Source organism: Sulfurifustis variabilis (genome assembly GCF_002355415.1).
GTDB lineage: Bacteria > Pseudomonadota > Gammaproteobacteria > Acidiferrobacterales > Sulfurifustaceae > Sulfurifustis > Sulfurifustis variabilis.
In genome coordinates this window covers 1,274,252-1,300,367 of sequence record NZ_AP014936.1, presented here as the reverse complement: position 1 = coordinate 1,300,367, position 26,116 = coordinate 1,274,252, and the positions used below count along the sequence as shown (strand labels likewise).

The following is a 26,116-nucleotide window of genomic DNA, read 5'->3' as shown; positions in this document are numbered from 1 at the left end:
TCATGCACACGGAACACAAGAACAAAAGTCCGGCGCCACTCTCCGGGAAGGCGCTGCGCATAGACACCTCGGCGATGTACACCGGGGCCGTCGGCGCCGGCGGCCTGCCGCGTGCGGAACTGGACGGTCTTGCCGGCGAGCTCGCCCGCGTCCACGAGCTTGTGACACGCCGCCGCCAGGGCGGCCTCGACGCCGAGTACGCCTCCCTCAACCTGCACGAAGAGCTGCCGAAATCGCTGACTGCGATCGAGGCGGAGGCCGCCCGCTTGCGCGCCTTTGCGGACGTGGTCGTGATCGGCATCGGCGGCTCGAACCTGGGCGCGATGGCCGTATTGCAGGCGCTCGCCCACGGAGACCGGAAGCCGGACACGCCGCGGCTTCACTTTCTCGACAACATCGATCCGGACTTCCTGCATGACCTGCTCGCGCGCCTCGATTCCGCGCGCACCGCGGTGGTCGCCATCAGCAAGTCGGGTGGCACCGTTGAGACCGCCGTGCAGTACCTCGTCCTGCGCGACTGGCTGAGGCGAACGCGCGGACCGTCTGCCCGCGACCATCAGTGGATCGTCACCGATCCGCAGCAGGGCTGGCTGCGTGCGCTCGCCCGCGATGAAGGCCTCGCCGCCCTGCCCGTACCCCCCCGCGTGGGTGGACGTTACTCCGTGCTGACCGCCGTCGGGCTGCTGCCGCTCGCCGCGGCAGGGGTCGACATCCGGGGGTTGCTGGAAGGCGCGACGGCATCGGCCGCGCGCTGCGATGCGCCCCAGGCCGGGACCAACCCGGCGCTCGAGATGGCGGCCTTGTACTTCCTGCTGCACACCCGCCGGAACAAGCGGGTTTCGGTTCTGATGCCCTACATCCACAGCCTGCGCCTCTTCGGCGACTGGTATCGTCAGCTCTGGGCCGAATCGCTCGGCAAGCGTCGCGCCGACGGAACGCCGGCCGGGACGCTTCCGGTGCCCGCCCTGGGGGCCGTGGACCAGCACAGCCAGCTCCAGATGTACCTGGAATCGCCCCGAGACCTGATGTTCGCTTTCATCGCTCTCGATGCCTGGGCGCACCGCATCGACGTTCCGCTCGACGACGCCAGCCGCGCGGCCTTCCCCTTCCTCGACGGCCGTGCGCTGCACGACGTGCTCGACGCCGAGTTCCGGGCCACTCGACAGGTGATCACCGACTACGGTCACCCCAATCTCACGATCACCCTCCCGCAACTCGATGCGCACGTGCTGGGTCAGCTCATCGATCTCTACCAGCGCGCGACGATCTATGCCGGGCTGCTGTATGGCATCGATCCGCTCGACCAGCCGGCCGTGGAGAGCGGCAAGCGCCTGGCGATCGCGCATTTGCGCGGGGAAGCGAAAGGTCCCTAGACTACCGGCATTGAGCCGGACATCCGTGTCACTGCGGTCGTGGTACAAACGGCTTCGACGCCGACGGATACACGTGGCCGACGGCGATTGGGCCGAGGCGCTCGCGCGTACCCCCTGCGCGCAGGCCTTGCCCGACCGGGAGCGGCGTCGGCTGCGTGAGCTCGCCGGGCAGTTCCTGGCTTCCAAACGCTTCGAGGGAACGGCCGGATTCGAGATCGACGCTTCCGTACGGGCCGTGGTCGCCGCGAAGGCCTGTCTGCCGGTGCTGCATCTCGGGCTCGACTTCTATGCCGGGTGGTCGGATATAGTGGTTTATCCCGGCGACTTTCGCGTTCACGACGAGTACATGGACGAGGCCGGGGTCGTGCATCGAGAGACGCGCGATCTTTGCGGGCAGTCGCTGTCACAGGGACCCATGGTGCTGTCCTGGGCGGCGATCGAGGAAGAATCGGAATCGATAGACCGGGACCTCGTGATTCACGAATGCGCGCACAAGCTGGACGTCCTCAACGGACCCGCCGACGGCTTTCCTCCCCTGCATGCCGGCATGTCGGCACGGGCCTGGAGTGACGTGTTCACGAAAGCGTATGAACGGTTCGGCGAGCAGGTCGAGCAGGACGACGAAACGGGCCTCGACCCGTATGGCGCGAGCGATCCGGCCGAGTTCTTCGCCGTGGCGAGCGAGACGTTCTTCACGGCGCCGGGTCTGATCCGAGACGATTTCCCCGACGTGTACGCCCAGCTTGCCCGCTTCTATCGCCTCGACACGTACGCACTGCTCGGAGACGTCGGATGATTCCCCTGCGCGATGACGTCCCCACCCGCATCACGCCGTTCGTGACGGTGACGTTCATCGTCGCGTGTTCCGCGATCTTTCTCTGGCAGATCTCGCTCGGTCAACGCGGCTTTCAGGCCGCGGTCGTCAGCCTGGGCGTGATACCCGCGACGCTCTTCGGTTACGAAAGTCTTCCCCCGGAGCTGCATCTCGTACCGCCCGCGATGACGGTATTCACGTCCATGTTCCTGCACGGCAGCATCATGCACCTGCTCGGCAACATGCTCTACCTCTGGATCTTCGGCAACAACATCGAGGACGCCATGGGCCACGTGCGGTTCGTCGTTTTCTATCTCGTCTGCGGCGTGGCGGCGGCTCTGGTGCAGGCGTTCCCGGACCCCGATTCGACGGTTCCCATGATCGGAGCAAGCGGTGCGATCTCGGGGGTGCTCGGCGCCTATCTGCTGCTCTACCCCCGCGCGCACGTCCTCGTCCTGATCCCGCTCGGATTCTTTTCGCGGCTCGTGCACCTACCCGCCATGTTGGTGCTCGGCCTGTGGTTCGTGCTGCAGCTCGTGAGCTCGGCCCTGGCCCCTGCGGGCGAGGGAGGCGTCGCCTTCGGGGCGCACATCGGAGGTTTTATCGCGGGGATGGCGCTGATCCCCTTCTTCAAGTACCGGCGGGTACGGCTGTTCGCGCGCTGAGGGGTGTCAGGAGCCGAAGCGGGCGCGCAGGCGATCCTCCGCGCCATTACGTACCGCCTCGGCGGGGCGGAGCGAGCGCGTGGCGAACTGCAGCGCCTCTGCGAGGACGTAGGCGACCAGCAGGACCGCAAATGCCGTCACGACGCCGCTCACCATGAACTCGATCCCGCCCATGAAGCTCGGGTTCTCCCGGACGGTCGGAAAGAAAGAGCGAGTCACGGGATCCAGGACCTTTTCGACGCCGAGATTGGTGAACCAGACGAACAGCCCCCCACCGATCGCGACCAGCGCGACGAAGGCCGCATACGCTTCCGCCAGCCCGCGGATGACGACCGGGGCCAGCCGCAGGGCGACGAACTCGCCGGATCTGACGGCGTCAGCGTCCTGGGAACGCAACAGCAGGGTATGGGCGGCGGCGTAGACGGCCAGCACGTAGAAGACCTCGAACAGCACCCCGCCCGGGATTCCGTTAGCCGAGAGATCGAAGATCAGGCGACCGGCCGAGAAGAAAGTCGTGAGGCTGAAGAGGACGATCATGGCGGCGCCCACCTTCAGGCCGATCGCCACGCCGCGGCACAGGAAGCGGTCTTCGGCAAGCCGCTTCAGGACCCCCCGCATGAACAGATATTTTTCCATTTCTTCTTCGGCCCGGCTGCGCCTCGCGGCCTCACCGGATATACTAGGCCGCAATGTCGCGGCGACCTCAATATTAAACAAATCCCGGCCGCTGCCCAGAAGCCTGTCCTACCACTCGTCGGCCCCGAACGCGCATGCAGCAGTATCTCGATCTTCTCCGCCAGGTACTCGAGCGCGGAGTGCGCAAGAGCGACCGTACCGGCACCGGCACCCTCTCCCTTTTCGGCCACCAGATGCGGTTCGACCTCGCGGCCGGCTTCCCGCTGGTCACCACCAAGAAGCTGCACCTGCGTTCTATCATCCATGAGCTCCTCTGGTTCCTGCGCGGCGACACCAATATCCGCTATCTGAAGGAGAACGGGGTTTCGATCTGGGACGAGTGGGCCGACGAGAACGGTGAGCTCGGGCCTATCTATGGCTACCAGTGGCGCTCGTGGCCGACTCCGGACGGCCGACACATCGACCAGATCGCCGATGTCGTCGACCGCATCCGGCGGGATCCGGACTCGCGCCGGCTGATCGTCAGCGCCTGGAATGTCTCCGACGTCGAGCGCATGAAGCTTCCGCCCTGCCACACGCTCTTCCAGTTCTACGTGGCGCAGGGACGGCTGTCCTGCCAGCTGTATCAGCGCAGCGCCGACATCTTCCTCGGCGTGCCGTTCAACATCGCCTCCTACGCGTTGCTGACGCTGATGGTGGCGCAAGTCACCGGCCTTCGCCCAGGCGACTTCGTCCACACGCTCGGGGATGCGCATCTCTACGCGAACCACCTCGAACAGGCGCGGCTCCAGCTCACGCGCGCGCCTCGACCCCTTCCGGCCATGCGGCTGAATCCCGACCGCGCCTCGGTGTTCGATTTCGTGCACGACGATTTCGAGCTCATGAACTACGACCCGCACCCCGCGATCAAGGCACCGGTCGCCGTTTGACGAGAGGGAGCGCGATTGGAACGCCCCCGTCCACGCATCTCCATCATCGTCGCGCTCGCCGAGAACGGCGTGATAGGACGGGACAATCGTCTCCCCTGGCACCTGCCGGACGACCTCAAGCACTTCCGTCGCCTCACGGTCGGACATCCCGTCATCATGGGGCGTCGGAACTACGAGTCGCTCGGCCGACCGCTCCCCGACCGCCTGAACATCGTCGTCACACGCCAGGCCGGGTACGCGGCTGCGTCCGGCTGCCGCGTCGTGCACTCGCTCGAACAGGCGTTCGCCCAGGCGGACGGCGCCGAAGAGATCTTCGTCATCGGGGGCGGCGACCTCTACGCGCAGACCCTCGAGCGCGCCGACCGGCTCTACCTCACGCGCGTGCATGCCGGCGTCGATGGCGACACGCGCTTTCCGGAATTCGACGTCGCTGCCTGGCACGAGATCGAGCGTGTGCATCACGAGGCCGACGCGCACCACGCCTACGCCTTCAGTTTCGTGACGCTCGATCGGCGGCGCGGCCCATGATCCGCTGGTTCTGGCTCGCGTGTCTGTGCGCAGCGCCGGCGTTCGCCGAGGACGCCCGGCCTTACGGACTGGAGCGGCCGACGGACTTTACCCTTGCGTTCACACAGCACGACTTCGACCTCGCGCGAGGTAGCGACCGGATCGACACGACGCTGAAGCGCATCGGCGTCCACTGGCGGGAGCGTTACGGAAAGCACGTCCGGCTCGGCCTGCTGGGGGGGTACAGCTATCTCACGCAGACCGGCGAGCCGCTCACCGCCGGCGAGCAGCTCGACGGCTACCATGCGGGGGTTTCGATCGACTTCGACGCGCCGTTGTCATCCAGCTTCTCGTTCTTCGCCGGCGCCAGCTATCTCTACGAACGGACCGACGACGCGAACGACCTGCAGGACGTGACGCTCAGCTGGAACGTGTATTACGCGGAGACCGGCATCGCGGTCGCCGTGCCGGGTGCGGCCCGGTTCTATGCGGGATTCAACTACGGCGACCTGGACGGCGATCAGCGCGCCCGCGGAGCGGTCACGGAGACGCGCGATCTTTCGGTCGACGACCGCTCGGGCGCGCTGGGCGGCGTCGAGGTGACGCTCGACGGCGACGGCTACGCAGGACTGGTCGCGCGATCGGGTTTATACGGCGGGGCCGGGATCTACTTCGGACGGCGCTTCTAGATCGGCCTGGACGGCAACGCCGCTCGCAGGCTGTCTCGGCGGACTAACCGATCTGGCTTACGAGGTCGGCGGCCTGCTTCTTCTGCTGCTCGTTGCCCTCGGCCATCACTTCCTCGAGGATACTGCGCGCTCCGTCGCCGTCGCCCATGTCGATGTAGGCGCGCGCGAGGTCGAGCTTCGTTGCGGTCTCGTCCCACTGCGGTTCGCCGCCGCTGTCCGCGCCGTTGACCGGCACGTCGGCGGCCGGGGCGGCTGTCTCCGTGGAGTCGAGCTCCCACTGGATCTCCCCCTCACCACCCTCGGGCGTGGGCTCGAAACGGATTGAGCCCTCGGCCCCCGTCTCCTCCGTCGCCATATCGAGGCTCAGATCGTCTCCTGCGGTCTTTTCCTCACCGGGCAGGTCGAAGCTGATCTCGCCCCCGCCCGATGGTTCTGCATTCGGCTCGGCCTTTGCCTGCTCGAAATCGATGACGTGCTCCGCGGGCTGCCCGAGGTCCAGGCCCTCCAGCCCCGTATCCTCGCTCGTCGCAGGGGACGAACCGGCGAACGTCAGGCCCGCGTCGTCGGTACCCGTCTTTGCCTCCTCGAGGTCGAAATTGATATCGAACGCCGGCTCCTCCGCCTCGGCCTGCTTGGGTGCCGGGCTGCCCGCGTCGAAGTCGAAGTCGATGGTGGGCGAGGACTCGGCGCGAGTGGCGGATTCGGCATCGGTCGCCGCCGCGGCGAACGCGGTCGTCGCCATGCCTGCCGCCGCGACGGAGTCGCCCACCTCCTCGCGTGGACTGTCGGTCGCGCGGCGCGCCGTCGCGCCGGCGCCGCCCTGAAACATGGGGTTGTTCGGGCTGAGGCGGCGCCCCATTTCCTCGACCTTTTCCCACACCTTGCCGCCCGGCCCGCCCAGCGCCGCATAGAGCTCCTCGGCGAGGGTCTCGAAGGCACCCACGTCGCTGCGCTGGTGATAGATCTCGAGCAGCTTGAGCTTGAGCTCCTGCCGGTTCGGGTTCTTGACGATCGCTTCCTTCAGGATCTCCTCGGCGGTCTCGTCCCGGCCATACGCCAGATAGACCTCGGCTTCCGCGACCGGGTCGACGTCGTCGGTCTGTACGTGCCCCATGCTCCCCTGGCTGAAATCGCTCAGGAACGACGTGTCGCCCGTCGTGATCGACTGGCCGGACGTATTGCCGGTCGTCACGCTCGAATCGGGCGCGATGGCGTCTGAGGCGAGGATGCTCTCCTCGAACTCGGCGATCGAGCGCTGCCGGCGGCGCATGTACATGAGCAGGATCACGCCGCCCGCGAGCACGACGACGCCGCCGATGATGGGCAGCATTCCGCCGTTCACGAGATCGTCGAGCAGCGTCGCGAAAAAGCCTTTGTCTTCGGGGGGCGGGGACGCGGATGCGGGTTTCTTCGGCGCGCGAGGCTTGACGGCGCGCGGCTGCGGCTTCGCGTCCGCCTTGGGCGCGGCAGCCGGTTGCGGTTTCGGCTCGACGGCGGACTCGGGCTTGGGCTCGACGTCCGGTCTGGCCTCGGCCTTCGGTTCCTCTGCCGGCTTCGCTTCCGCCGGCTTGGCCTGGGCCTGAGCCTGCGCCTGCGCGAGCTGCTGATTTTCGAGCTCGAGCAGCCGCTTCTCGTTCTTCAGCTGCGTGCGCACCTGGCCCACTTTCTCGGCCAGTTCCCGGTTCTCCATCTGCCTGGACTCGAGCGATTCCTCGAGAGTGGTGACCCGCTCGGCAAGCGCCGCCTGCTCGCGCTTTGCGGCGTCGACCGCGGATTCGCCCTGCGCGGCCGCCTGATCGGCGCCCGGCTTTTCGGACTCGAGCGTGCTGCGCACGATCTTCAGCAACTCGTCCGGTTGCTGAGGCTGCGCCTTTTCGGCCGGCTCCGGTGCCTTGGGCGGCGTGGCCTCCGGCTCGACCTTCGGGGCGGCCTGCTCCACGGGCGTCGCTGCCGGGGCGGCGTCCGCCACCTTGAGCGTGCCGCTCTGCGCGGCGAGCTTGAGCTTGTACTCCTGCCAGACGTCGTACTGCGCGCGAAATTCCTTGCGGGCCTGCGCCGGCGCGGTCGCCTCGACCGCGTCGCGCTCGGGAAGCTTCAGGATCTTGCCGGCGCGCAGATTGTTGAGGTTGTTGCCGAAGAAAGCCGACTTGTTGTTCTTGAAGATCGCGACCATCACCTGTTCGAGCGTGAGGCCCTGGTCCGCGCGCATGCGTTCCGCGATCGCCCAGAGCGTGTCGCCGCGCTTGACCGTGTACTCGGAGGCGTTGGCCCACTCGGGCAAGGTGCTCGCCGCCATGTCCCGCTCCGCCGGGGCAAGCGCCTCGACCGTCGGAGGCGCGTCGTCTTCCGGCCAGCCCGTCTCCGGCGAAATGCCGACTGCCGAAGCGGTGTCGGGACCGAGCGTGTCATCCGACATCGATGTCTCCGGCGCGGGCGCGTCGCCGACGGGCTGCGGCTCCGTCATGGGCTCGGTTGTCGGCGGCTCGACGGCCAACGGGGGTTCGGCGTCCGCGACAGGGGGAGGCACCGTCTCGACCTCCGGCGCGGGCGCCGTGGGTGCGACTCGCGGGACCTCGATGCCGGACGGGGTCGAGGCCAGGTACCGCGGCGGGTCGATCAGGGCGGTGTATTCGCGCACCAGACGGCCGCCTGCCCATTGCACCTGGACGAGCAGATGCACGAAAGGCTCTTCGATCGGCTGATCGGTCTTGAGCTCGAGGAAGTAACGGCCGTCGGGACGACGGACCACCTCGAACCGGATGTTGGCGTGGAAAGGCAGCCGCTCGGCACCCGCGATGGCGAAGTCGGCCCGGGAGGCGAGCGTCGCGTTCAGCCCTTTGAGCTCGGAGTCGGTGATCGAGGTGAACTCGATCTCTCCGTTCAGGGGTTCGTGTAGCGCGGAGTGGACCTTGAGCTTCCCGAGCCCCAAGGCATGACCGGCGAGCGGACACAGGGCAAGGAGTGCACCCAGCATGTACCGGGCGGTCAGCCTCCTCACTCTGCGCACACACGCACCCTGGACGGGCTGACTGGGAGTGTCCTTATTCACTTTCAGGGGCTGGGAGTTATGCCGGTATAATAGTAAGGCCCTTTACAAATCTCAACTAACTATAGTTCAGCGAAACCCTTTCACAAGGACTTGTGTTCCCTCCGATTTCACCATAAATAGTCGAACCGGATACCCGACCGAGGGGTGTCCGGCCGCAGGGGTCGCCCGCTCTCCTTTCCTATAGTTCTCCGCCGGCGGCGCATCAAATCGCGAGGGCAATGGGGGTCGTCCGCCGCCCGCTCGGGACGGCGGCCGGTGCGGAACCGGCAAAGCGATCGTCAGTGCTCGAGCAGGATGCGAAGCATGCGGCGCAACGGCTCGGCCGCACCCCAGAGGAGCTGGTCGCCGACGGTGAAGGCAGCGAGATACTGGCCGCCCATGGGCAGCTTGCGCAGCCGACCGATCGGGACGGAAAGCGTCCCGGTCACCGCGGTCGGCGTAAGCTCACGCATGCTCTCCTCGCGCTCGTTCGGAATCACCTTCACCCAGTCGTTCGCCGTCGCGAGCATCATGCGGATCTCGTCCAGCGGAACGTCCTGCGTGAGCTTGATCGTGAGCGCCTGGCTGTGGCAGCGCATGGCGCCCACCCGCACGCACACCCCGTCGACGGGGATCGGGTTCGCCTCGCGCCCGAGGATCTTGTTCGTCTCGGCCATGCCCTTCCATTCCTCGCGCGACTGACCGTTGCCGAGGTCCTTGTCGATCCACGGGATCAGGCTGCCCGCGAGCGGTACGCCGAAATGCTCGGTCGGGAAGCCGCTCGAGCGCATGGTGTCGGCGAGCTTTCGATCGATGTCGAGAATCGCCGAGGCGGGGTCGTCGAGCAGCGGCTTCACGGACGCGTGCGCGGCGCCCATCTGCTTCAGCAGCTCGCGCATGTTCTGGGCTCCGGCACCCGACGCCGCCTGGTACGTCATCGCGGTCATCCATTCGACGAGGCCGCGCTGGAACAGGCCGCCGAGCGCCATCAGCATGAGCGACACCGTGCAGTTGCCGCCGATGTAGTTCTTCACGCCGCGGCCGAGCGCGTCCCGGATGACGTCGAGGTTCACCGGATCGAGGATGATCACCGAGTCCGGAGCCATTCGCAGCGCCGATGCCGCGTCGATCCAGTAACCGTTCCAGCCGGCCGCGCGCAGCTTCGGATAAATTTCGCCCGTGTAATCGCCGCCCTGGCAGGAAATGACGGCGTCCATGCGCTTGAGGTCGTCGATGCTTTTCGCGTCCTTCAGCGGCGGCACGTCCTTGCCGATCGCCGGTCCCTTGCCGCCCACCTGCGAAGTGGTGAAGAACACCGGATCGACGAGATCGAAGTCCCGCTCCTGCTGCATGCGCCCCATCAGCACGGAGCCCACCATACCGCGCCAGCCGACCAACCCTACCCGCATCATTGTCCTCGCCCCTGCCCGTCCGCCGGGCATGTCATTTCGCCTGCGCCGCGAGCGCGGCGACCACCGCGTCGCCCATCTCCCGCGTACCGACCCGTTTCGTCCCCTCGGTGTGAATGTCCGCCGTGCGCAGCCCCTGATCGAGCACGGTCGATACCGCGCGCTCGACCCGGTCGGCGAGCGGCGCGGCGCCCAGAGTGTACCTAAGCATCATGGCCGCCGACAGGATGGTCGCGAGCGGATTGGCGACCCCTTTGCCGGCGATGTCCGGCGCCGATCCATGGATCGGCTCGTACATGCCCTTGTTCCGCGCATCGAGCGATGCGGACGGCAGCATGCCGATCGATCCCGTGAGCATGGAAGCCTCGTCCGAAAGGATGTCGCCGAACATGTTCCCGGTCACGATCACGTCGAACTGCTTCGGCGCGCGCACGAGCTGCATGGCGGCGTTGTCCACGTACATATGGCTCAGCTCGACGTCGGGATACTCCCGCGCGACGTGCGTCACGACCTCCCGCCACAGCACGGTGGCCTCGAGCACGTTCGCCTTGTCGACCGAGCAGACCTTGCGGCCGCGCCGGCGCGCCGCGTCGAAGGCGACGCGCGCGACGCGCGCGATCTCGTGTTCCGAATAGACCATCGTGTTGTAGGCCTGGCGCTCGCCCTTCTCCAGAGTTCTCGTGCCGCGCGGTTCGCCGAAGTAGATGTCGCCGGTCAGCTCGCGCACGATCAGGATGTCGAGACCGGCCACCACTTCGGGCCGGAGCGACGAGGCGCTCGCCAGCTGGGGATAAAGGATCGCCGGCCGCAGGTTCGCGAAGAGCCCGAGCCCGGCGCGCAGGCCGAGCAGCCCTTTTTCCGGGCGCACGGCCATCGGCAGTGCGTCCCACCGGGGCCCGCCGACCGCGCCGAGCAGCACCGCGTCCGCCTCGCGGGCGAGCTTCAACGTGACGTCCGGCAACGGATGCCGGTGCGCGTCGTACGCCGTGCCGCCGACCGGCGCCTGCTCGGTTTCGACGTCGAGCCCGAACTCCCGGCGCAGGCACTCCAGCACCTTGCCGGCCTCGGCCGTCACCTCGGGGCCGATGCCATCGCCCGGGAGTACTGCGATCTTCTTGGTCATCGCTTTGTTCGATTTTCCGGCAACCGCGGAGAAACGCCGATCAGGAGCCGAACAACCAGGGGGTTTCCTGCCGCCGGCGTTCCTCGTACGAGCGGATCTCGTCCGCGTGCTGGAGCGTGAGACCGATCTCGTCGAGGCCCTCGAGCAGGCAGTGCTTGCGGAAGGGATCGATGTCGAATCGAAAGGCCTCGCCGCCTGGCGTCGTCACGGTCTGGGCTTCGAGATCCACCGTCAGGCGATAACCCTCGGTCGCGAAGGTCTCGCCGAAGAGTCGGTCCACGACGTCGGCCGCCAGCACGATGGGGAGCAGGCCGTTCTTGAAGCAGTTGCCGTAGAAGATGTCGGCGTAGCTCGGCGCAATGAGCGCGCGGATGCCGTAGTCCTCGAGCGCCCAGGGCGCATGCTCGCGCGAGCTGCCGCACCCGAAGTTCTCGCGCGCGAGGAGGACCTGTGCGCCCCGGTAACGCGGCTGGTTGAGCACGAAGTCCGGGTTCGGCCGCCGCCGGCCGTGGTCCATGCCCGGCTCGCCCGGATCGAGATAGCGCCACGCGTCGAACAGGTTCGGCCCGAAACCGGTGCGCTTGATCGACTTCAGGTACTGCTTCGGAATGATCGCGTCGGTATCGACGTTCGCCCGGTCGATCGGCACCACCAACCCGGTCAGCTTCTCGAACTTTTTCACTGAAGTTGCAGTTCTCTCACGTCCACGAAATGCCCCGCGATCGCCGCAGCGGCTGCCATGGCGGGGCTCACGAGGTGCGTGCGGCCGCCCGCCCCCTGCCGCCCCTCGAAATTGCGGTTCGACGTCGATGCGCAGCGCTCGCCGGGCTCGAGCCGATCGGCGTTCATGGCCAGGCACATCGAGCAGCCGGGCTCGCGCCATTCGAAACCGGCCTCGGTGAAAATCCGGTCGAGGCCCTCGGCCTCGGCCTGGCGTTTGACCGGTCCGGACCCCGGCACGACCAGCGCCAGCTTGACGCTGCCCGCGACGCGCCGGCCCTTCACCACGGCGGCCGCCGCGCGCAGGTCCTCGATGCGGGAGTTGGTGCACGAACCGATGAACACCTTGTCGATCCGTATGTCCTTGATCGGCGTGCCGGGCGCGAGATCCATGTAACGGAGCGCGCTCTCGATGCCGCCGCGCCGCGTCGCGTCGCGCTCGCGCGCCGGGTCGGGCACCCGGGCGCCGACCGGCGCCACCATCTCGGGCGAGGTGCCCCAGGTGACTTGCGGCTCGATCTCGCGCGCTTCGATCACGACCTCCCTGTCGAAGGCCGCGTCGTCGTCGCTGCGCAGCTCGCGCCACGCCGCGACCGCGCGCTCCCACAGCGCGCCCTTCGGCGCGAAAGGCCGGCCGCGCACGTACTCGATCGTCCTCTCGTCCACCGCGACCATCCCGGCGCGCGCGCCCGCCTCGATCGCCATGTTGCAGACCGTCATGCGCCCTTCCATCGACAGGCCGCGGATCGCCGATCCGGCGAACTCGATGGCGTGACCGGTGCCGCCCGCCGTGCCGATGCGTCCGATGATGGCGAGCACGACGTCCTTCGCGGTCACGCCGGCGCCGAGCGCGCCCTCGACGCGCACGCGCATGCTCTTCGACTTCCGGAGGAGGAGGCACTGCGTCGCCAGCACGTGCTCCACCTCGGAGGTGCCGATGCCGAAGGCGAGCGCCGCGAACGCGCCGTGCGTGGAGGTGTGCGAGTCGCCGCACACGACCGTCATGCCGGGGAGCGTCGCGCCCTGCTCCGGTCCGATCACGTGCACGATGCCCTGGCGCGCATCGTTCATGCCGAACTCGGTAATGCCGAAGGACCGGCAGTTCTCGTCGAGCGTCTCGACCTGCAGGCGCGAGACGGCGTCGCTGATGCCGCGGCGCCGGTCGGTCGTCGGGACGTTGTGATCGGCGGTGGCGAGATTGGCATCCAGGCGCCAGGGCCGGCGGCCGGCGAGGCGCAACCCCTCGAACGCCTGCGGGCTGGTCACCTCATGGACGAGGTGGCGATCGATATAGAGGAGACACGTCCCGTCCTCGTTGCGCCGAACGACGTGGGCATCCCAGAGCTTGTCGTAAAGGGTCTTACCGGCCATGGGTCGCTAGCTTAGGCACCTCCCCTAAATAACTCAAATTCATATTTATCATGTGTGATATTCTCATTCGTCATGGACATCGCCGCCCTCCAGGCCTTCCGGGCCGCCGCCGAAACGGGCTCATTCTCGGCCGCCGCCGAGCGGATTTTTCTCAGCCAGCCCGCGATCAGCAAGCGCATCGCGGCGCTCGAGGGGGAGCTGGGCACGCGGCTGTTCGATCGGATCGGGCGGCGGGTGCAGCTCACCCCGGCCGGGCAGGCGCTGCTTGCGCGCGCCCGCGTCATCCTCAACGAGATCGAAGACGCCCGGCGCTCGCTCGCCAATCTGGCGGGCGAGATCGGCGGCGAGCTCTCGCTCGCCACCAGTCATCACATCGGCCTGCACCGGATCCCGGAGACGCTCAAGCGCTTCCACGAGCGCTACCCGGAAGTGCGGCTCGATCTGCGCTTCATGGATTCCGAGGCCGCGTGCGCCGCGGTCCTGCGCGGCGAGATCGAGCTCGCGGTCGTCACGCTCCCCGCCGGACCGATCCCGCAGCTCAAGGCCGAGCGAATCTGGGACGACCCGCTCGAGATCGTGGTTGCGCCGTCGCACCCGCTCGCCCGGCTGCGCGACGCGAGCGCGAAAGCCCTGCTCGATTACCCGGCGATCCTCCCCGGCCCGGGCACGTACACGCGCGGTATCATCCTCGACGCGCTCGGCAGCCTGCGCACGCGCATGCGCGTCGGCATGACGACGAACTACCTGGAAGTGCTCAAGATGCTCGCCGTCATCGGTCTGGGCTGGAGCGCGCTGCCGCGCACCATGATTGACGACGACCTCAAAGTGGTCCAGATTAAACAAGTAAGGATTCGGCGTGAGCTCGGCATCGTGACGCACGCAACGCGAACGGTGTCGAACGCCGGACAGGCGATGATCCGGATGATTCGGGAAGCGGCATGACCTTCATCGAGCTGTTGCGGAAACTCGAGGCGCGCCTCGGCTACCATCAGTTTCCGCTGAACCCCGCGGCGAAAAGCCTGAAAGACCTGTTCGAGTGCAGCCCGCTGCATCACGAGCTGGTCATGCGGCTCGCGCAGTCGATGTTCGTCGCGAACGGCTGCCGTCGTCTCACCGATCCCGTCGCCCGCGACGCGACGCTCGAAGCCGTCGCTCCCATTCGTCTGCAGGTGCTTCAATCGGATCGCACCGACATCGACCTCTATCGGCTGATCGAGGAGCTCTGCGCCGCACTCGCTGCCGTCTTCGGCGACAGCGCGCCGCCGCGCACGCCCGCCCCCGCACGCCCCACCGCGCAGATCATCTCCTTCGCGCCGTTTCGCGCGAACCGCCGGATCAAGTCCTGGGCCTGAGGCCCGCGTAGGCCACGCCGAACGCCGCGGCCGCGATAGCGGCGGCGATGAGATACGTCGCGCTCGGGCCGAGCGTGCTCCACGCATAGCCGCTGTAGAAGCTGCCGAGCGCCCCGCCGATTCCGAAGCTCGCGCTCCCGTAGATCGCCTGTCCCCGGTTCTGGTGCCGGCCGGTGAAGAAACGGTGGACCATCTGGATCGCCGCCGCGTGGAACGATCCGAAGGTCGCGGCGTGCAGCGCCTGCGCAAGCACGAGCACGGCCAGCCGATCGGGATAGAAACCGATGAGCAGCCAGCGGATGGCGGCAAGCACGAAGCTCACGAGCAGCACCTCCCGCAACGCGACCCGCCGCATGACGTGCTGCATGGCGAGAAACACGAGGATCTCGCACACGACGCCGAAGGCCCAGAGCTGACCGATCAGCGTCTTGCTGTAGCCGTGGCCCTCGAGGTAGATCGAGTAGAACGTGTAGTACGGTCCATGGCTCATGGCCATCAGCAGGCACGCGAGCAGAAACGCCGCGACGTCGGTGCGCAGCAGCGCCTTGCGCAGGGGGCCGGGCGCCGCGACGTCGTGGCGCGCGCGGGACTCCGGTAACGACAGGCTGAACGTCCAGATGCCGAGCATGAGCGTGACGAGCGCCGGCAGCACCCACCACGGGCCGTGCGCATCGACGACGAGGCCGAGCACCAGCACGGCGACGATGAAACCGATCGAGCCCCAGAGCCGTACGCGCCCGTAGGCGCCCGGCTCCCGGCCCACGTGGTTCATTGTCGTCACCTCGAGGAGCGGCAGCGACGCGTTCCAGAAGAAGCTGAAGGCGAGCATCACGAGCGCGATCCACCAGAAGCCCGCGCCGAGGAACGCGCCCGAGAAGGCGACCACCGTCAGGAACGACGCGAGCCGCACGACCTGCATGCGCCGTTCGCGGTGATCGGCCACCCAGCCCCAGATGTTCGGCGCCACGATCCGCGTCAGCGCGAGCAGCGCCATGAGTTGTCCGATCGCGACCGGCGTGAAGCCGATCGACTGGAGATAAAGCCCCCAGTACGGCACGAGCGTGCCGAGGGTCGCGAAATAAAAGAAGTAGAACCCCGACAGCCGCCAGTACGGCATCGGGCTTTTGACAGCCGGCGGGCTCAGCGCGAATCCGGCGCGCGGCCGGGGACGGCGGGCGTGGGCGATGTGACGTCGAGGTTCTGCGCGCGGTGGCGCAGCACGTGGTCCATGAGGACGATCGCGAGCATCGCCTCCGCGATGGGCGTCGCGCGGATACCGACGCAGGGGTCGTGGCGGCCGGTCGTCACCACCTCGACCGGCGCGCCCGCCGTGTCGATCGTGCGCCCGGGCAGGCGGATGCTCGAGGTGGGCTTCAGCGCGATCGAGACGACGACATCCTGTCCGGTCGAGATGCCGCCGAGGATGCCGCCCGCGTGATTGCTGAGAAACCCTTCCGGCGTGATCTCGTCGCGGTGCTCGGTGCCCTTCTGCGCCACGGCCGCGAAGCCGGCGCCGATCTCGACGCCCTTGACCGCGTTGATGCTCATCATGGCGAAAGCGATATCGGCATCCAGGCGGTCGTACACCGGCTCGCCGAGTCCGACCGGCACGTTGGAGGCGACCACGTTGACGCGCGCGCCGACGGAGTTGCCTTCCTTGCGGAGCGCGTCCATGTAGCTCTCGAGCTCCGCCACCTTCGACGGGTCCGGGCAGAAGAACGCGTTGCGCTCCACTTCGTCCCAGTCCCTGAGCGTGAGCGGAATCGGCCCGAGCTGGGCGAGGTAGCCGCGGATCGCGACGCCGTAGCGCTCGCGCAGGTACTTCTTGGCGATCGCCCCGGCAGCGACCCGCAAGGTCGTCTCGCGCGCGGACGCCCGCCCGCCGCCGCGGTAGTCGCGCAGCCCGTACTTCTGCTGGTACGTGTAATCGGCGTGGCCCGGGCGGAACCGGTCCATGATCTTCGAGTAGTCGTGCGAGCGCTGGTCGGTGTTCCGGATGAGGAGCCCTATCGGTGTCCCGGTGGTGCGGCCTTCGAATACGCCGGACAGGATCTCGACCTCATCCGCCTCGCGCCGCTGCGTGACGTGGCGCGATTTGCCGGGCTTGCGCCGGTCGAGCTCGGGCTGGATGTCGGCCGCGGACAGCGCCATGCCGGGCGGACAGCCGTCGACGATGCAGGCGTACGCCGGCCCGTGGCTCTCGCCGCAGCTCGTGACCGTGTAGAGCCTGCCGATGGTGTTGCCGGACACCGCTACTCCCTGATGCGCGAGAGGTGCGTGCGGTTCAGCGCCTCGAAGAGGTTGCTGAACGGGATGCGCTCCCGGTGGCGTCGCACGACGGCCATGAACGGCAGATCGGCGCCCGTCGCATACGCGTGCTGACCGCTTCGCACCGCCTCGTGCAGGCGCTCGAGCTCGCCGACGAGTTGCTGGTACAGCGGCAGGAGATCGGAGAATTCCCAGTCCTCGTCGCCTTCGTCGGCGGCGCACATCGGCACGTCGTCGATCTCGAAGATCGCCTGATCGATCAGGTCGAGGCACTCATCGACCGAGGTCGGGGCATACATCATGTCATCTCGTGCTCGAGTCAGCGTCGTGATTCTACGGTGGCTTCCGACTGGGCGAGGATCCAGGCCACGCCGACACCCGCCATGAACGCATGTTCGGTACGAACCAGCGGGCTGTCGGCGAACGTCGCGCCTGAAAGATTATCATACCTCGCGAACGCCCCGACCCAGAAACGCGGGAAGCGCTTCGAGAGCGAAACGGTAACGCGGCTGCCGCTGTAGCCGGCGTCGGCGTCGTAGACCCGGCGCTGCGGCGTGGCGAACTCCGGCGCGACCTCGTAGTAGTAGTCGTGGTAGGCCTCGCTCGCGAGCATGGGGCCGAACGAGACATCGAGCGACCAGTCCCGACCGACCGGCGTCTCGTATTGGAGATACGGCGAGAATACCCAGCCCGCGCCGTCCACGTGGCTCAGGTCCGTCACGAGCACCGCGCGCAACGGGAAGTTCAGCGTGAGCGCGGTATCGCGGGCATCGTTCTCGAACAGCTTGACCTCCAGCGCGGGACCGATCTCGAAGGCGGGATCGAGGTCCGGCATCCCGTCGCGCGCGCCGTTCCCGCTCTTCGCCGGCGGCGCGGCGGCGACGCTGAGCTTCAGGCGAAGCCGATCCGTGCGGAACAGCAGTCCCTGCACCCCCTCCCGGTCGATGCGCAAGTACTCGCCGCGGTATTGCAGGTACGGAAGCGGCAGGAGGTAGGTCGTGCGCTCGTCCGCGCCCCGGTAGTCGGGAATACTGAGCACGCCGGCGCCGGCGCCGATCTCCCACAGGGGACGCTCGGCCGCTTCCGCGTAAAGGGGGAGCACGGCAGCCATGGCCAGCAGAGCATTTCGTGTTCTTTTTCTTTCCGGCCGCATGGATTCGCTCCGCTTCCTATAATCGTAAAGGATCCCCGTAGAGGCCCGCCATGCGCGCCAGACCGAAATCGCCCCACCCGCTGCTGATCGTCCTGACCCTGATCGCCGGGTGGATCGCTTTTCCCGCTCTTGCGGACAGCGCGCCCGCCGTGGCGGCGCACGACGACGGGAGCCGATACACGCGCGGCCTCCTCTGGCGCATCGAATCGCCAGGGCGACCGCCGAGCCACCTTTTCGGCACCATCCACAGCAGCGACCCGCGGGTCGTCTCACTGCCCGCGCCCGTGAAACAGGCCTTCGACCGCTCCGGGAGCTTCACCATGGAGATGGTGACCGACGGATCGGCGCTCGTCGCCATGGCAGAGACGATGTTTCTCGGCGAAGGGCAGACCCTGCGGCAGATCACCGGCGACGCGCTCTACGGCGAGATCCGCGAGGCCCTCGCGGCCCGCGGACTGCCCGAGCAGGGGCTCGAGAAGCAGAAACCCTGGGTGGTCCTGATGACCCTGTCCGCCCCGCCGAACCGGGGCGGCATGTTCCTCGACCTGTCCCTTCAGCTCCAGGCCACCCTCGCGGGCAAGCCGGTGCACGGCCTGGAGAGCATGCAGGAACAGCTCGCCGTTTTCGACGAGCTGGCGACCGAGGACCAGGTCACCCTGCTGCGCGAGACCGTCAAGGCCCAACGGGAGGCCGAGGCCCAGCTCGAGGCGCTCACGCGGGCCTGGCTCGCCCGAGACCTGGGCCAGCTGATGGCGACCGTGGAGAAGTATCGGCCCGAGGATGCCCGCCTTTACAATACCCTCATGCAGCGCCTGCTCGACGACCGCAACCGCCGGATGGCCGAGCGCATGGAGGCGCGACTCGCCGAAGGAAACGCCTTCATCGCCGTGGGCGCCGCGCACCTTCCCGGCCCCGACGGGCTGCTCGCCCTCCTCGCCCGCCGGGGCTACCGGCTGACCGCCGTCTACTGACACGACCCGGGCGCCGAGTGAAAAGAAAAACAAAACGCCGCAATCGAAAGAAATCCGCACTCAAGCGCCGCCCGGCCGGGGTTCGGGGCGCGCGCCGCCGCGCGGCGGGGAAAGCGAAGCGCCGGCCACGGAAAAGCGCATCGCGGAATCGCCGCCGCGCACGCACCGGAGGCCGCCGCGCAAAGAGAAAGAGCAGTCGCACCCGGAAGCAGGCGGCTCGCAAGGCCCGGCGTCTCCGGAAGGGAAAGAAGCGGACGACCCGAAAGAGATCGCGCAGGCGGCACTCCCGTTCGCGTCTCCGAAGCCGCCGCCCGAAGAAAAAAACCAGGCGCCGGACTCGAAAGAAGACGTCGCGCAAGCGCCGCCCGGTACGCGCCCGCGGCGCGCGCGGGCGCTCGAAGACAAAAGCGAAGCGCCGGAAACGGCAGAAGACATCGGGCCGGCGGCGCCTCCGGGTGCCGGCACGCGGTCGCGCAAGGAAGATCAGAAAGAGAACATCGCGCCGTCGGCGGGTTCGCAGCCGCACGGTGATCCGCCGCGCTCCCCGCCGGTGGTACGACCTGCCGACCGAAAAGCTCTTCGACCTCCGCATCGCCGATCTGCCGCTCAAGATCGAAGGCACCGAGCTCGCCGGCCACATCCGCGCGCTCTACCGCGAGCTCAAGCGCCGCGAGTTCGAGTTCTTCCGGCCGCACTTCTGGCTGTCCGACGAATGGTTCAGCCCCGACGGCGTCCCGGGCATCGCCATTCCGTTCTACCTCGCGCATCCGCGCCTGAAACGCCTCGAGCGCGAGCAGATGGTGGCGATCGACGGCGGCAGCCGAGCCGAATGCCTGATGCTCCTGCGACACGAGGCCGGGCACGCGCTGCTCAACGCCTACCAGCTGAACCGCCGGCGCGACTGGCAGCGCCACTTCGGCAGGTCGAGCATCAAGTACCCCGACACCTATCTGCCGCGTCCGTACAGCAAGCGCTACGTGATCCATTTGGAGAACTGGTACGCACAGGCGCACCCGCACGAGGACTGGGCGGAGACGTTCGCCGTGTGGCTCAAGCCCGGCTCCGACTGGCGCCGACGCTACAAGGGCTGGCCCGCGCTCAAGAAGCTCGAGTACGTCGACCGCCTGATGCGCGAGATCCGCGGCCGGCGTCCGCGCCTGCGCAACCGCAACGAGATCCTGCCGCTGCGCTCACTCACGATGACGCTCCGCGCGTACTACGCGGACAAGCAAAAGCGCTACGGACGCGATCAGCCGGAATTTCTCGACCGGGATCTCCGGCGCCTCTTCTCCGACGCCGAAGAGCACAGGCACAAGGAGGCCGCGTCGCACTACCTGCGGCGGCACCGCCGCGAGATCCTGGACGTGGTCACGCGCTGGACCTCCGAATACCATTACCGCATCAACGAGGTGCTCAAGGCCATGATCGAGCGCTGCGACGCGCTGAGGCTGCGCGTGCCGCGGGAGGAGAGCGAGATGCGGCCGGAAGTCTCGGCCTGCCTCACCACCATCGTCATGAACAAGCTGCACACGGGGGGCTTCCGGGTCTCGTTATGAAAAAGCTGCGCGTGCTGATGCTGGTGCACTACACGCTGGTGCCGCCGGACGATCTCAAGGCCCGCAACGATCCCCGCATCGCCAAGTACCGCACCGAGTTCGACGTGAAGCAGGCGCTGCTCGCGCTCGGGCACGAGGTGCAGGTGGTCGGCGTGTATGACGATCTCGCGCCGATCCGCAAGACGGTCGAGGAGTGGAAGCCGCACATCGCCTTCAACCTGCTGGAGGACTTCGCCGGCAACAGCGCGCTCGATTACTACGTCGTGAGCTACCTCGAGATGCTCAACCTGCCCTATACCGGCTGCAACCCGCGCGGGCTTCTGCTCGGTCGCGACAAGGGGCTCTCGAAGAAGCTGCTGTCCTACCACCGGATCGCGGTGCCGGAATTCATGGAGTTCCCGCCGAACCGCAAGCTCGGCCGACTGCCGCGGCTGCCCTTCCCCATGATCGTCAAATCGGCGATCGAGGAAGGGTCGGTCGGGATCGCGCAGGCCTCCTACGTCGAGAACGAGGCGCAGCTCAAGGAGCGGGTGCACCTGCTGCACCAGCGCACGCGCGGCGCGGTGATCGCCGAACAGTACATCGACGGGCGGGAGCTTTACGTCACCGTCCTCGGCAACGCGCGTCTCGAGGTGCTGCCCATCCGCGAGCTCGTGTTCGACAAGGTCGCCGACGGGCCGCGCATGGCGACGTATAAGGTGAAGTGGGACGACGAGTACCGTGCCCGATGGGGTATCGGCTACCAGTTCGCGCGGAACCTGCCGAACGGCATGACCGAACGCATCGCCCGGCTCTGCAAGCGCGCCTACCGGATCCTCGACCTGACCGGCTATGCGCGGTTCGACCTCCGGCTCACCGCCGAAGACCGCATCTACATCATCGAGGCCAACCCGAACCCGGCGATCGCGACCGACGACGAGTGCGCCGAGTCCGCCATCCGGGCCGGGATGACGTACGAACAGCTCATCCAGCGCATCCTCGGCCTGGGTCTCGCCAGTCAGCGGCTCGCCGAGCCGGAATGAACCCTCGCTGCCTTTCCGGGTAAAAGCCGCTTGGCCCGGCTCTTGCTTTAAACCCCTTCTAACGGACCCATATACCTGATTCGTGCAGTCGGGTATTGTGTTCTCATTCTATGAGCATATAATTTTTTACTAATGCACTATCCCCTTCGAACTTAAGGGATTTATCGAAACAGCGACTTAGACGCGGAGGCATCCATGAGCACCCTAATCCCCGGTTTTCCCAGCGATGGCATCGTGACGATCAACCGCGTGATCCTGCGGCCCGAGTACACGGTGGACGATCTCCAGGAGCGCGTCGCCGTCCTTTGCGAGAACGTCAAGACGTACCACTCGGACACGGGCTTCATCGGCGGCTTCGTCGCGCTGAACAGCGGCAACATCTCCAACGAAGGGTCGACCGTCGGGCAGGCGGTACAGAGCCCGCTCAAGGACAAGGAGGCCCTGATCGTCACCTTCTGGCGGAGCTTCGAGGAGCACGAGGCCTCGCACCGCAGCGACACCTTCCAGCCGCTCTTCAAGCAGGTACTCGAGCTCTGCGAGAACGGCAACGAGGAGCTGGCCTACACCATGCTGTGGTCGGGCAAGGCGTATTCCGCGGCGGAGGCCAAGGCCGCCCGGGATGCCAAGGCGAAGTACGCCAAGGCCGCGAACGGCTAACACGCACTTCGCAAGCGTGTACCCAACGGCCGGGCATGTCCCGGCCGTTGTGCTTTCCGCGCCGGCGTTGCCGGGATTTGCCCGGCGCTTTTCGGTACACTCGGACGCACTTGAACGACACGACCACCATGCTGCTCCACGACTCCAACGACCGCGCCGCGTCCCGCGCCCAACGCCTTCGCCGACTGGACCCGCTCCTCAAGACCCGGGTCCTCGTCCTCGACGGCGCGATGGGTACGATGATCCAGCGCTACAAGCTCACGGAGCAGGACTACCGCGGCGAGCGCTTCAAGGACTGGCCCTCGGACCTGAAGGGCAACAACGATCTGCTCGTCCTCACGCAGCCGAAGATCATCCGCGACATCCACGGCGCGTACCTCGAGGCCGGCGCCGACATCATCGAGACCAACACGTTCAACTCGACGGCGATCTCGATGACCGACTACGGCATGCAGTCGCTCGCCTACGAGCTGAACGTCGAGGGCGCCCGCCTGGCGCGCGCGACCGCCGACGGCTTCGAGAAGAAGGATTCGACGCGTCCCCGCTACGTCGCGGGGGTGCTCGGACCGCTCAACCGCACCGCGTCGATCTCCCCCGACGTCAACAACCCCGGCTTTCGCAATGTCACGTTCGACGAGATGGTGCTCGCCTACACCGACGCCGTGCGCGGCCTCGTCGAGGGCGGCGCGGACCTCATCCTCATCGAGACCGTGTTCGACACGCTGAACGCCAAGGCGGCGATCTACGCGGTCGACCAGTACTTCGAGAAGCTCGGCGAGCGCCTGCCGATCATGATCTCCGGCACCATCACGGACGCCGCCGGCCGCGTGCTCTCCGGCCAGACCGCCGAAGCGTTCTGGAACTCCGTTGCTCATGCGCGGCCGTTGACCATCGGCCTGAACTGCGCGCTGGGGGTGACCCAGCTCCGGCAGTACGTCGAAGAGGTGTCGCGCTTCGCCGACGTGCGGACCAGCGTTCACCCGAACGCGGGCCTGCCGAACGCCTTCGGCGGCTACGACGATACCCCCGAGTTCATGGCGAAAGAGATCGGGGACTGGGCCCGGCAGGGATTCCTTAATATAGTGGGCGGCTGCTGCGGGACGACCCCCGCTCACATCAAGGCGATTGCGGGCGCGGTGGCGTCCTCGAGCCCGCGCACCCCTGCGCGCATCGAGCCGAAGCTCCGGCTCTCGGGCCTCGAGGCGCTCAACATCGGCCCCGACTCCCTCTTCGTCAACGTCGGCGAGCGCACCAACATCACGGGCTCGGCCGCATTCAAGAAGCTCATTCTCAACAACGAGTACGCCAAGGGCCTGGACGTCGCGCGCCAGCAGGTCGAGAACGGCGCCCAGGTCATCGACATCAACATGGACGAGGCGATGCTCGACGGCGTGCAGGCGATGGGCACGTTCGTGAACCTCATCGCCTCCGAGCCCGACATCGCCCGCGTGCCGCTCATGATCGACTCCTCCAAGTGGGAGGTCATCGAGGCGGGTCTCAAGCGCAGCCAGGGCAAGGGCATCGTCAACTCGATTTCGCTGAAAGAGGGCGAGGAGAAGTTTCTCGAGCACGCGCGCCTGGTGCGCCGCTTCGGCGCCGCCGCCGTCGTGATGGCCTTCGACGAGCAGGGCCAGGCCGACACGAAGGAGCGCAAGGTCGGGATCTGCGAGCGCGCCTACAGGCTCCTCACGGAGAAGGCCGGCTTCCCGCCGCAGGACATCATCTTCGATCCCAACATCTTCGCGGTCGCGACCGGGATCGCCGAGCACAACGGCTACGCGCGCGACTTCATCGAGGCGACGCGCGAGATCCGCAAGCGTTGTCCGCACGCGCATGTCTCCGGCGGGGTGTCGAACGTGTCGTTCTCGTTCCGCGGCAACAACCCGGTGCGCGAGGCGATCCACGCGGTGTTCCTGTACCACGCGATCAAGGCCGGCATGACGATGGGCATCGTCAACGCCGGCGTGCTGCCGGTATACGAGGACATCCCGGAGGAGCTGCGCGAGCGCGTCGAGGACGTGATCCTGAACCGGCGCGAGGACGCGACCGAGCGGCTGCTGGAAATCGCGCCCAAGTACGCCGGCAAGGGCGAACAGAGCAAGGGACCGGACCTCACGTGGCGCGCGCAGCCGGTCAACGAGCGCCTCAAACACGCGCTCGTGCACGGCATCGACGAGTACGTGGAAACCGACACCGAGGAAGCGCGCCAGCAGCACGAGCGCCCGATCCAGGTGATCGAAGGCCCGCTCATGGACGGCATGGGCGTCGTCGGCGACCTCTTCGGCGCCGGCAAGATGTTCCTGCCGCAGGTGGTGAAGAGCGCGCGCGTGATGAAGAAGGCCGTCGCTTACCTCATCCCCTTCATCGAGGCCGAGAAGACGGCGGAGACCCGCGCCAAGGGCAAGATCCTGATGGCGACGGTCAAGGGCGACGTGCACGACATCGGCAAGAACATCGTCGGCGTCGTGCTCGCGTGCAACAACTACGACGTCATCGATCTCGGCGTGATGGTCCCGGCCGCGAAGATCCTCGAGGTGGCGAAGAAGGAGAACGTCGACATCATCGGCCTCTCGGGCCTCATCACGCCCTCGCTCGACGAGATGGCGCACCTCGCCAAGGAGCTCGAGCGCGAGGGGTTCCAGGTGCCGCTCCTGATCGGCGGCGCCACGACCTCGCGCGTGCACACGGCGGTCAAGATCGCGCCGAACTACGGCCGCCCGACCATCTGGGTGAAGGACGCCTCGCGCAGCGTGACGGTGGCGTCGAGCCTGCTGAGCCCCGAGCAGAAACCGGAGTATGTCGCGAAGATCCGCGCCGAGTACGACGAGGTGCGCAAGCGCCATGCGGGCAAGAAGTCGAACGTCCGCCTGCTGTCGCTCGCGGACGCACGCGCCAACAAGACCCGGATCGACTGGTCCGGCTACGCGCCCCCCGCCCCGCGGAAACTCGGGCTCGAAGTGCTTCCGAACTATCCGCTGGACGAGCTCGCGCGCTACATCGACTGGGGCCCCTTTTTCCTCACGTGGGAGCTGCACGGCAAGTACCCCGCCATCCTGGACGACGAGAAGGTCGGCCCGCAGGCCAGGCAGCTGTTCGACGACGCGCGGAAGACGCTGAAGGAGCTGATCGCGGGGCGCAAGCTGACCGCGAACGGCGTCATCGGCCTCTTCGCCGCCAACAGCGTCGGCGACGACATCGAGGTGTATACGGACGAAACCCGCAGCCGGGTGGCGGCCGTTTTCCGCACGCTCCGCCAGCAGGACGAAAAGCCCCCCGGCAAGCCGAACCGCGCGCTCGCCGACTTCGTCGCGCCCAAGGAGACCGGCCTCGAGGACTACATCGGCGCCTTCGCCGTCACCGCCGGAATCGGCGCCGACGAGCTCGCCAAGAAGTACGCCGCCGAGCACGACGACTACAAGGCGATCATGGTCAAGGCCCTCGCCGACCGGCTGGCCGAGGCGTTCGCCGAACGTTTGCACGAGCGCGTGCGCAGGGAGTTCTGGGGCTATGCCGCGGACGAGAAGCTCGAGAACGAGCAGCTGATCCGCGAGGAGTACAAGGGCATCCGCCCCGCACCGGGCTACCCGGCCTGTCCCGACCACACCGAGAAACCGACGCTGTTCGCGCTGATCGACGCCACGCGCAAGGCCAAGGTGCAGCTGACCGAGAGCAACGCCATGTGGCCGGCGGCGTCCGTCAGCGGCCTCTACTTCTCGCTTCCGGAGTCGACGTACTTCGCCGTGGGCCAGCTCGGCAAGGACCAGGTCGAGGACTACGCGCGCCGGAAAGGGGTGGACCTCAAGACCGCCGAACGCTGGCTCGCGCCGAATCTCGGGTACGATCCGGAGGAGTAGTCGAGCTCGTATCGCGGCA

23 protein-coding genes are annotated in these 26,116 nt (G+C 67.3%); 13 read left to right on the top strand and 10 right to left on the bottom strand.

All coding sequences use genetic code 11. The features are described 5' to 3' along the window. Window positions 1-2 precede the first annotated feature (2 nt). The 3 genes from SVA_RS06310 to SVA_RS06300 are packed head-to-tail and all read left to right on the top strand — an operon-like array spanning window position 3 to window position 2,852. Window positions 3-1,373 carry a glucose-6-phosphate isomerase gene (locus SVA_RS06310; protein ID WP_096460400.1) on the top strand — a complete coding sequence of 457 codons (1,371 nt, stop codon included), beginning with the start codon at window positions 3-5 and terminating at the stop codon, window positions 1,371-1,373. Next, entirely contained in the window at window positions 1,270-2,169 is a 900-nt protein-coding gene (locus tag SVA_RS06305) for a zinc-dependent peptidase (RefSeq protein WP_096460398.1), read from the top strand. Before SVA_RS06310 ends, SVA_RS06305 begins: the two co-directional genes overlap by 104 nt. After that, the gene (locus SVA_RS06300; RefSeq protein WP_096460396.1) at window positions 2,166-2,852 is read left to right on the top strand and encodes a rhomboid family intramembrane serine protease; all 687 of its coding nucleotides are present in this window, start codon (window positions 2,166-2,168) and stop codon (window positions 2,850-2,852) included. Before SVA_RS06305 ends, SVA_RS06300 begins: the two co-directional genes overlap by 4 nt. 6 nt (window positions 2,853-2,858) lie before the next feature. On the opposite strand, the gene SVA_RS06295 is transcribed toward SVA_RS06300, so the two are convergent. Continuing rightward, entirely contained in the window at window positions 2,859-3,488 is a 630-nt protein-coding gene (locus SVA_RS06295) for a hypothetical protein (RefSeq protein WP_096460394.1), read from the bottom strand. 134 nt (window positions 3,489-3,622) lie between these two features. Between SVA_RS06295 and SVA_RS06290 the strand changes: the two genes are divergently transcribed. From SVA_RS06290 to SVA_RS06280, 3 genes are read left to right on the top strand one after another with little or no spacing between them, the layout of a single operon-like run. After that, window positions 3,623-4,417 (top strand): thymidylate synthase, encoded by a 795-nt coding sequence (locus SVA_RS06290; RefSeq protein WP_096460392.1) that lies wholly within the window; start codon window positions 3,623-3,625, stop codon window positions 4,415-4,417. 15 nt (window positions 4,418-4,432) lie between these two features. Continuing rightward, entirely contained in the window at window positions 4,433-4,945 is a 513-nt protein-coding gene (folA, locus tag SVA_RS06285) for a type 3 dihydrofolate reductase (RefSeq protein ID WP_096460390.1), read from the top strand. Beyond that, window positions 4,942-5,613 carry a hypothetical protein gene (locus SVA_RS06280; RefSeq protein WP_096460388.1) on the top strand — a complete coding sequence of 224 codons (672 nt, stop codon included), beginning with the start codon at window positions 4,942-4,944 and terminating at the stop codon, window positions 5,611-5,613. Before folA ends, SVA_RS06280 begins: the two co-directional genes overlap by 4 nt. A gap of 43 nt (window positions 5,614-5,656) precedes the next feature. Here the strand turns inward: SVA_RS06280 and SVA_RS06275 are convergent, their stop codons facing one another. The 5 genes from SVA_RS06275 to leuC all read right to left on the bottom strand — a co-directional run bounded on the left by SVA_RS06275 (window position 5,657) and on the right by leuC (window position 13,264). After that, window positions 5,657-8,620 carry a motility hub landmark protein FimV gene (locus tag SVA_RS06275; protein ID WP_169923988.1) on the bottom strand — a complete coding sequence of 988 codons (2,964 nt, stop codon included), beginning with the start codon at window positions 8,618-8,620 and terminating at the stop codon, window positions 5,657-5,659. Window positions 8,621-8,940: 320 nt separating this feature from the next. Continuing rightward, on the bottom strand, window positions 8,941-10,053 hold the full coding sequence (gene asd, locus SVA_RS06270; protein WP_096460384.1) for an aspartate-semialdehyde dehydrogenase: 1,113 nt from the start codon (window positions 10,051-10,053) through the stop codon (window positions 8,941-8,943). A gap of 31 nt (window positions 10,054-10,084) precedes the next feature. Further along, entirely contained in the window at window positions 10,085-11,173 is a 1,089-nt protein-coding gene (leuB, locus tag SVA_RS06265) for a 3-isopropylmalate dehydrogenase (protein WP_096460382.1), read from the bottom strand. Window positions 11,174-11,213: 40 nt separating this feature from the next. Continuing rightward, complete coding sequence (gene leuD / locus SVA_RS06260; protein WP_096460380.1) at window positions 11,214-11,855, bottom strand: 3-isopropylmalate dehydratase small subunit; 642 nt, start codon at window positions 11,853-11,855, stop codon at window positions 11,214-11,216. After that, window positions 11,852-13,264, bottom strand: coding sequence for a 3-isopropylmalate dehydratase large subunit (leuC, locus tag SVA_RS06255; RefSeq protein ID WP_096460378.1), 1,413 nt, complete (start codon window positions 13,262-13,264; stop codon window positions 11,852-11,854). Before leuC ends, leuD begins: the two co-directional genes overlap by 4 nt. A 72-nt stretch (window positions 13,265-13,336) precedes the next feature. Here leuC and SVA_RS06250 point away from each other — a divergent pair, with 72 nt between their 5' ends. Then, entirely contained in the window at window positions 13,337-14,206 is an 870-nt protein-coding gene (locus SVA_RS06250; protein WP_096460376.1) for a LysR family transcriptional regulator, read from the top strand. Further along, window positions 14,203-14,616, top strand: coding sequence for a hypothetical protein (locus SVA_RS06245; protein ID WP_096460374.1), 414 nt, complete (start codon window positions 14,203-14,205; stop codon window positions 14,614-14,616). The genes SVA_RS06250 and SVA_RS06245 overlap by 4 nt, the downstream gene beginning before the upstream one ends. Here the strand turns inward: SVA_RS06245 and SVA_RS06240 are convergent. From SVA_RS06240 to SVA_RS06225, 4 genes are read right to left on the bottom strand one after another with little or no spacing between them, the layout of a single operon-like run. After that, a complete protein-coding gene (locus SVA_RS06240; protein ID WP_096460372.1) occupies window positions 14,600-15,733 on the bottom strand; it encodes an MFS transporter in 1,134 nt (377 codons plus the stop codon). The genes SVA_RS06245 and SVA_RS06240 overlap by 17 nt on opposite strands. 23 nt (window positions 15,734-15,756) lie before the next feature. Beyond that, window positions 15,757-16,866: a chorismate synthase gene (aroC, locus tag SVA_RS06235; RefSeq protein WP_096460369.1), complete on the bottom strand. Its 1,110-nt coding sequence runs from the start codon at window positions 16,864-16,866 to the stop codon at window positions 15,757-15,759. A gap of 2 nt (window positions 16,867-16,868) precedes the next feature. Beyond that, the gene (locus SVA_RS06230) at window positions 16,869-17,186 is read right to left on the bottom strand and encodes a hypothetical protein (protein ID WP_096460366.1); all 318 of its coding nucleotides are present in this window, start codon (window positions 17,184-17,186) and stop codon (window positions 16,869-16,871) included. A 17-nt stretch (window positions 17,187-17,203) separates the two neighbouring features. Further along, window positions 17,204-17,995, bottom strand: a complete 792-nt coding sequence (locus SVA_RS06225) for a MipA/OmpV family protein (protein WP_096460363.1) — start codon at window positions 17,993-17,995, stop codon at window positions 17,204-17,206. A gap of 92 nt (window positions 17,996-18,087) precedes the next feature. Here SVA_RS06225 and SVA_RS06220 point away from each other — a divergent pair, with 92 nt between their 5' ends. The 5 genes from SVA_RS06220 to metH all read left to right on the top strand — a co-directional run bounded on the left by SVA_RS06220 (window position 18,088) and on the right by metH (window position 26,097). After that, entirely contained in the window at window positions 18,088-19,008 is a 921-nt protein-coding gene (locus tag SVA_RS06220; RefSeq protein ID WP_096460360.1) for a TraB/GumN family protein, read from the top strand. A 527-nt stretch (window positions 19,009-19,535) separates the two neighbouring features. After that, a complete protein-coding gene (locus SVA_RS06215) occupies window positions 19,536-20,564 on the top strand; it encodes a putative zinc-binding metallopeptidase (RefSeq protein WP_096460357.1) in 1,029 nt (342 codons plus the stop codon). Further along, window positions 20,561-21,586 carry a D-alanine--D-alanine ligase family protein gene (locus tag SVA_RS06210; protein WP_096460354.1) on the top strand — a complete coding sequence of 342 codons (1,026 nt, stop codon included), beginning with the start codon at window positions 20,561-20,563 and terminating at the stop codon, window positions 21,584-21,586. The genes SVA_RS06215 and SVA_RS06210 overlap by 4 nt, the downstream gene beginning before the upstream one ends. Window positions 21,587-21,781: 195 nt before the next feature. Continuing rightward, a complete protein-coding gene (locus SVA_RS06205) occupies window positions 21,782-22,243 on the top strand; it encodes a ligand-binding protein SH3 (protein ID WP_096460351.1) in 462 nt (153 codons plus the stop codon). A gap of 128 nt (window positions 22,244-22,371) precedes the next feature. Further along, a complete protein-coding gene (gene metH, locus SVA_RS06200) occupies window positions 22,372-26,097 on the top strand; it encodes a methionine synthase (protein WP_096460348.1) in 3,726 nt (1,241 codons plus the stop codon). Window positions 26,098-26,116 lie beyond the last annotated feature (19 nt).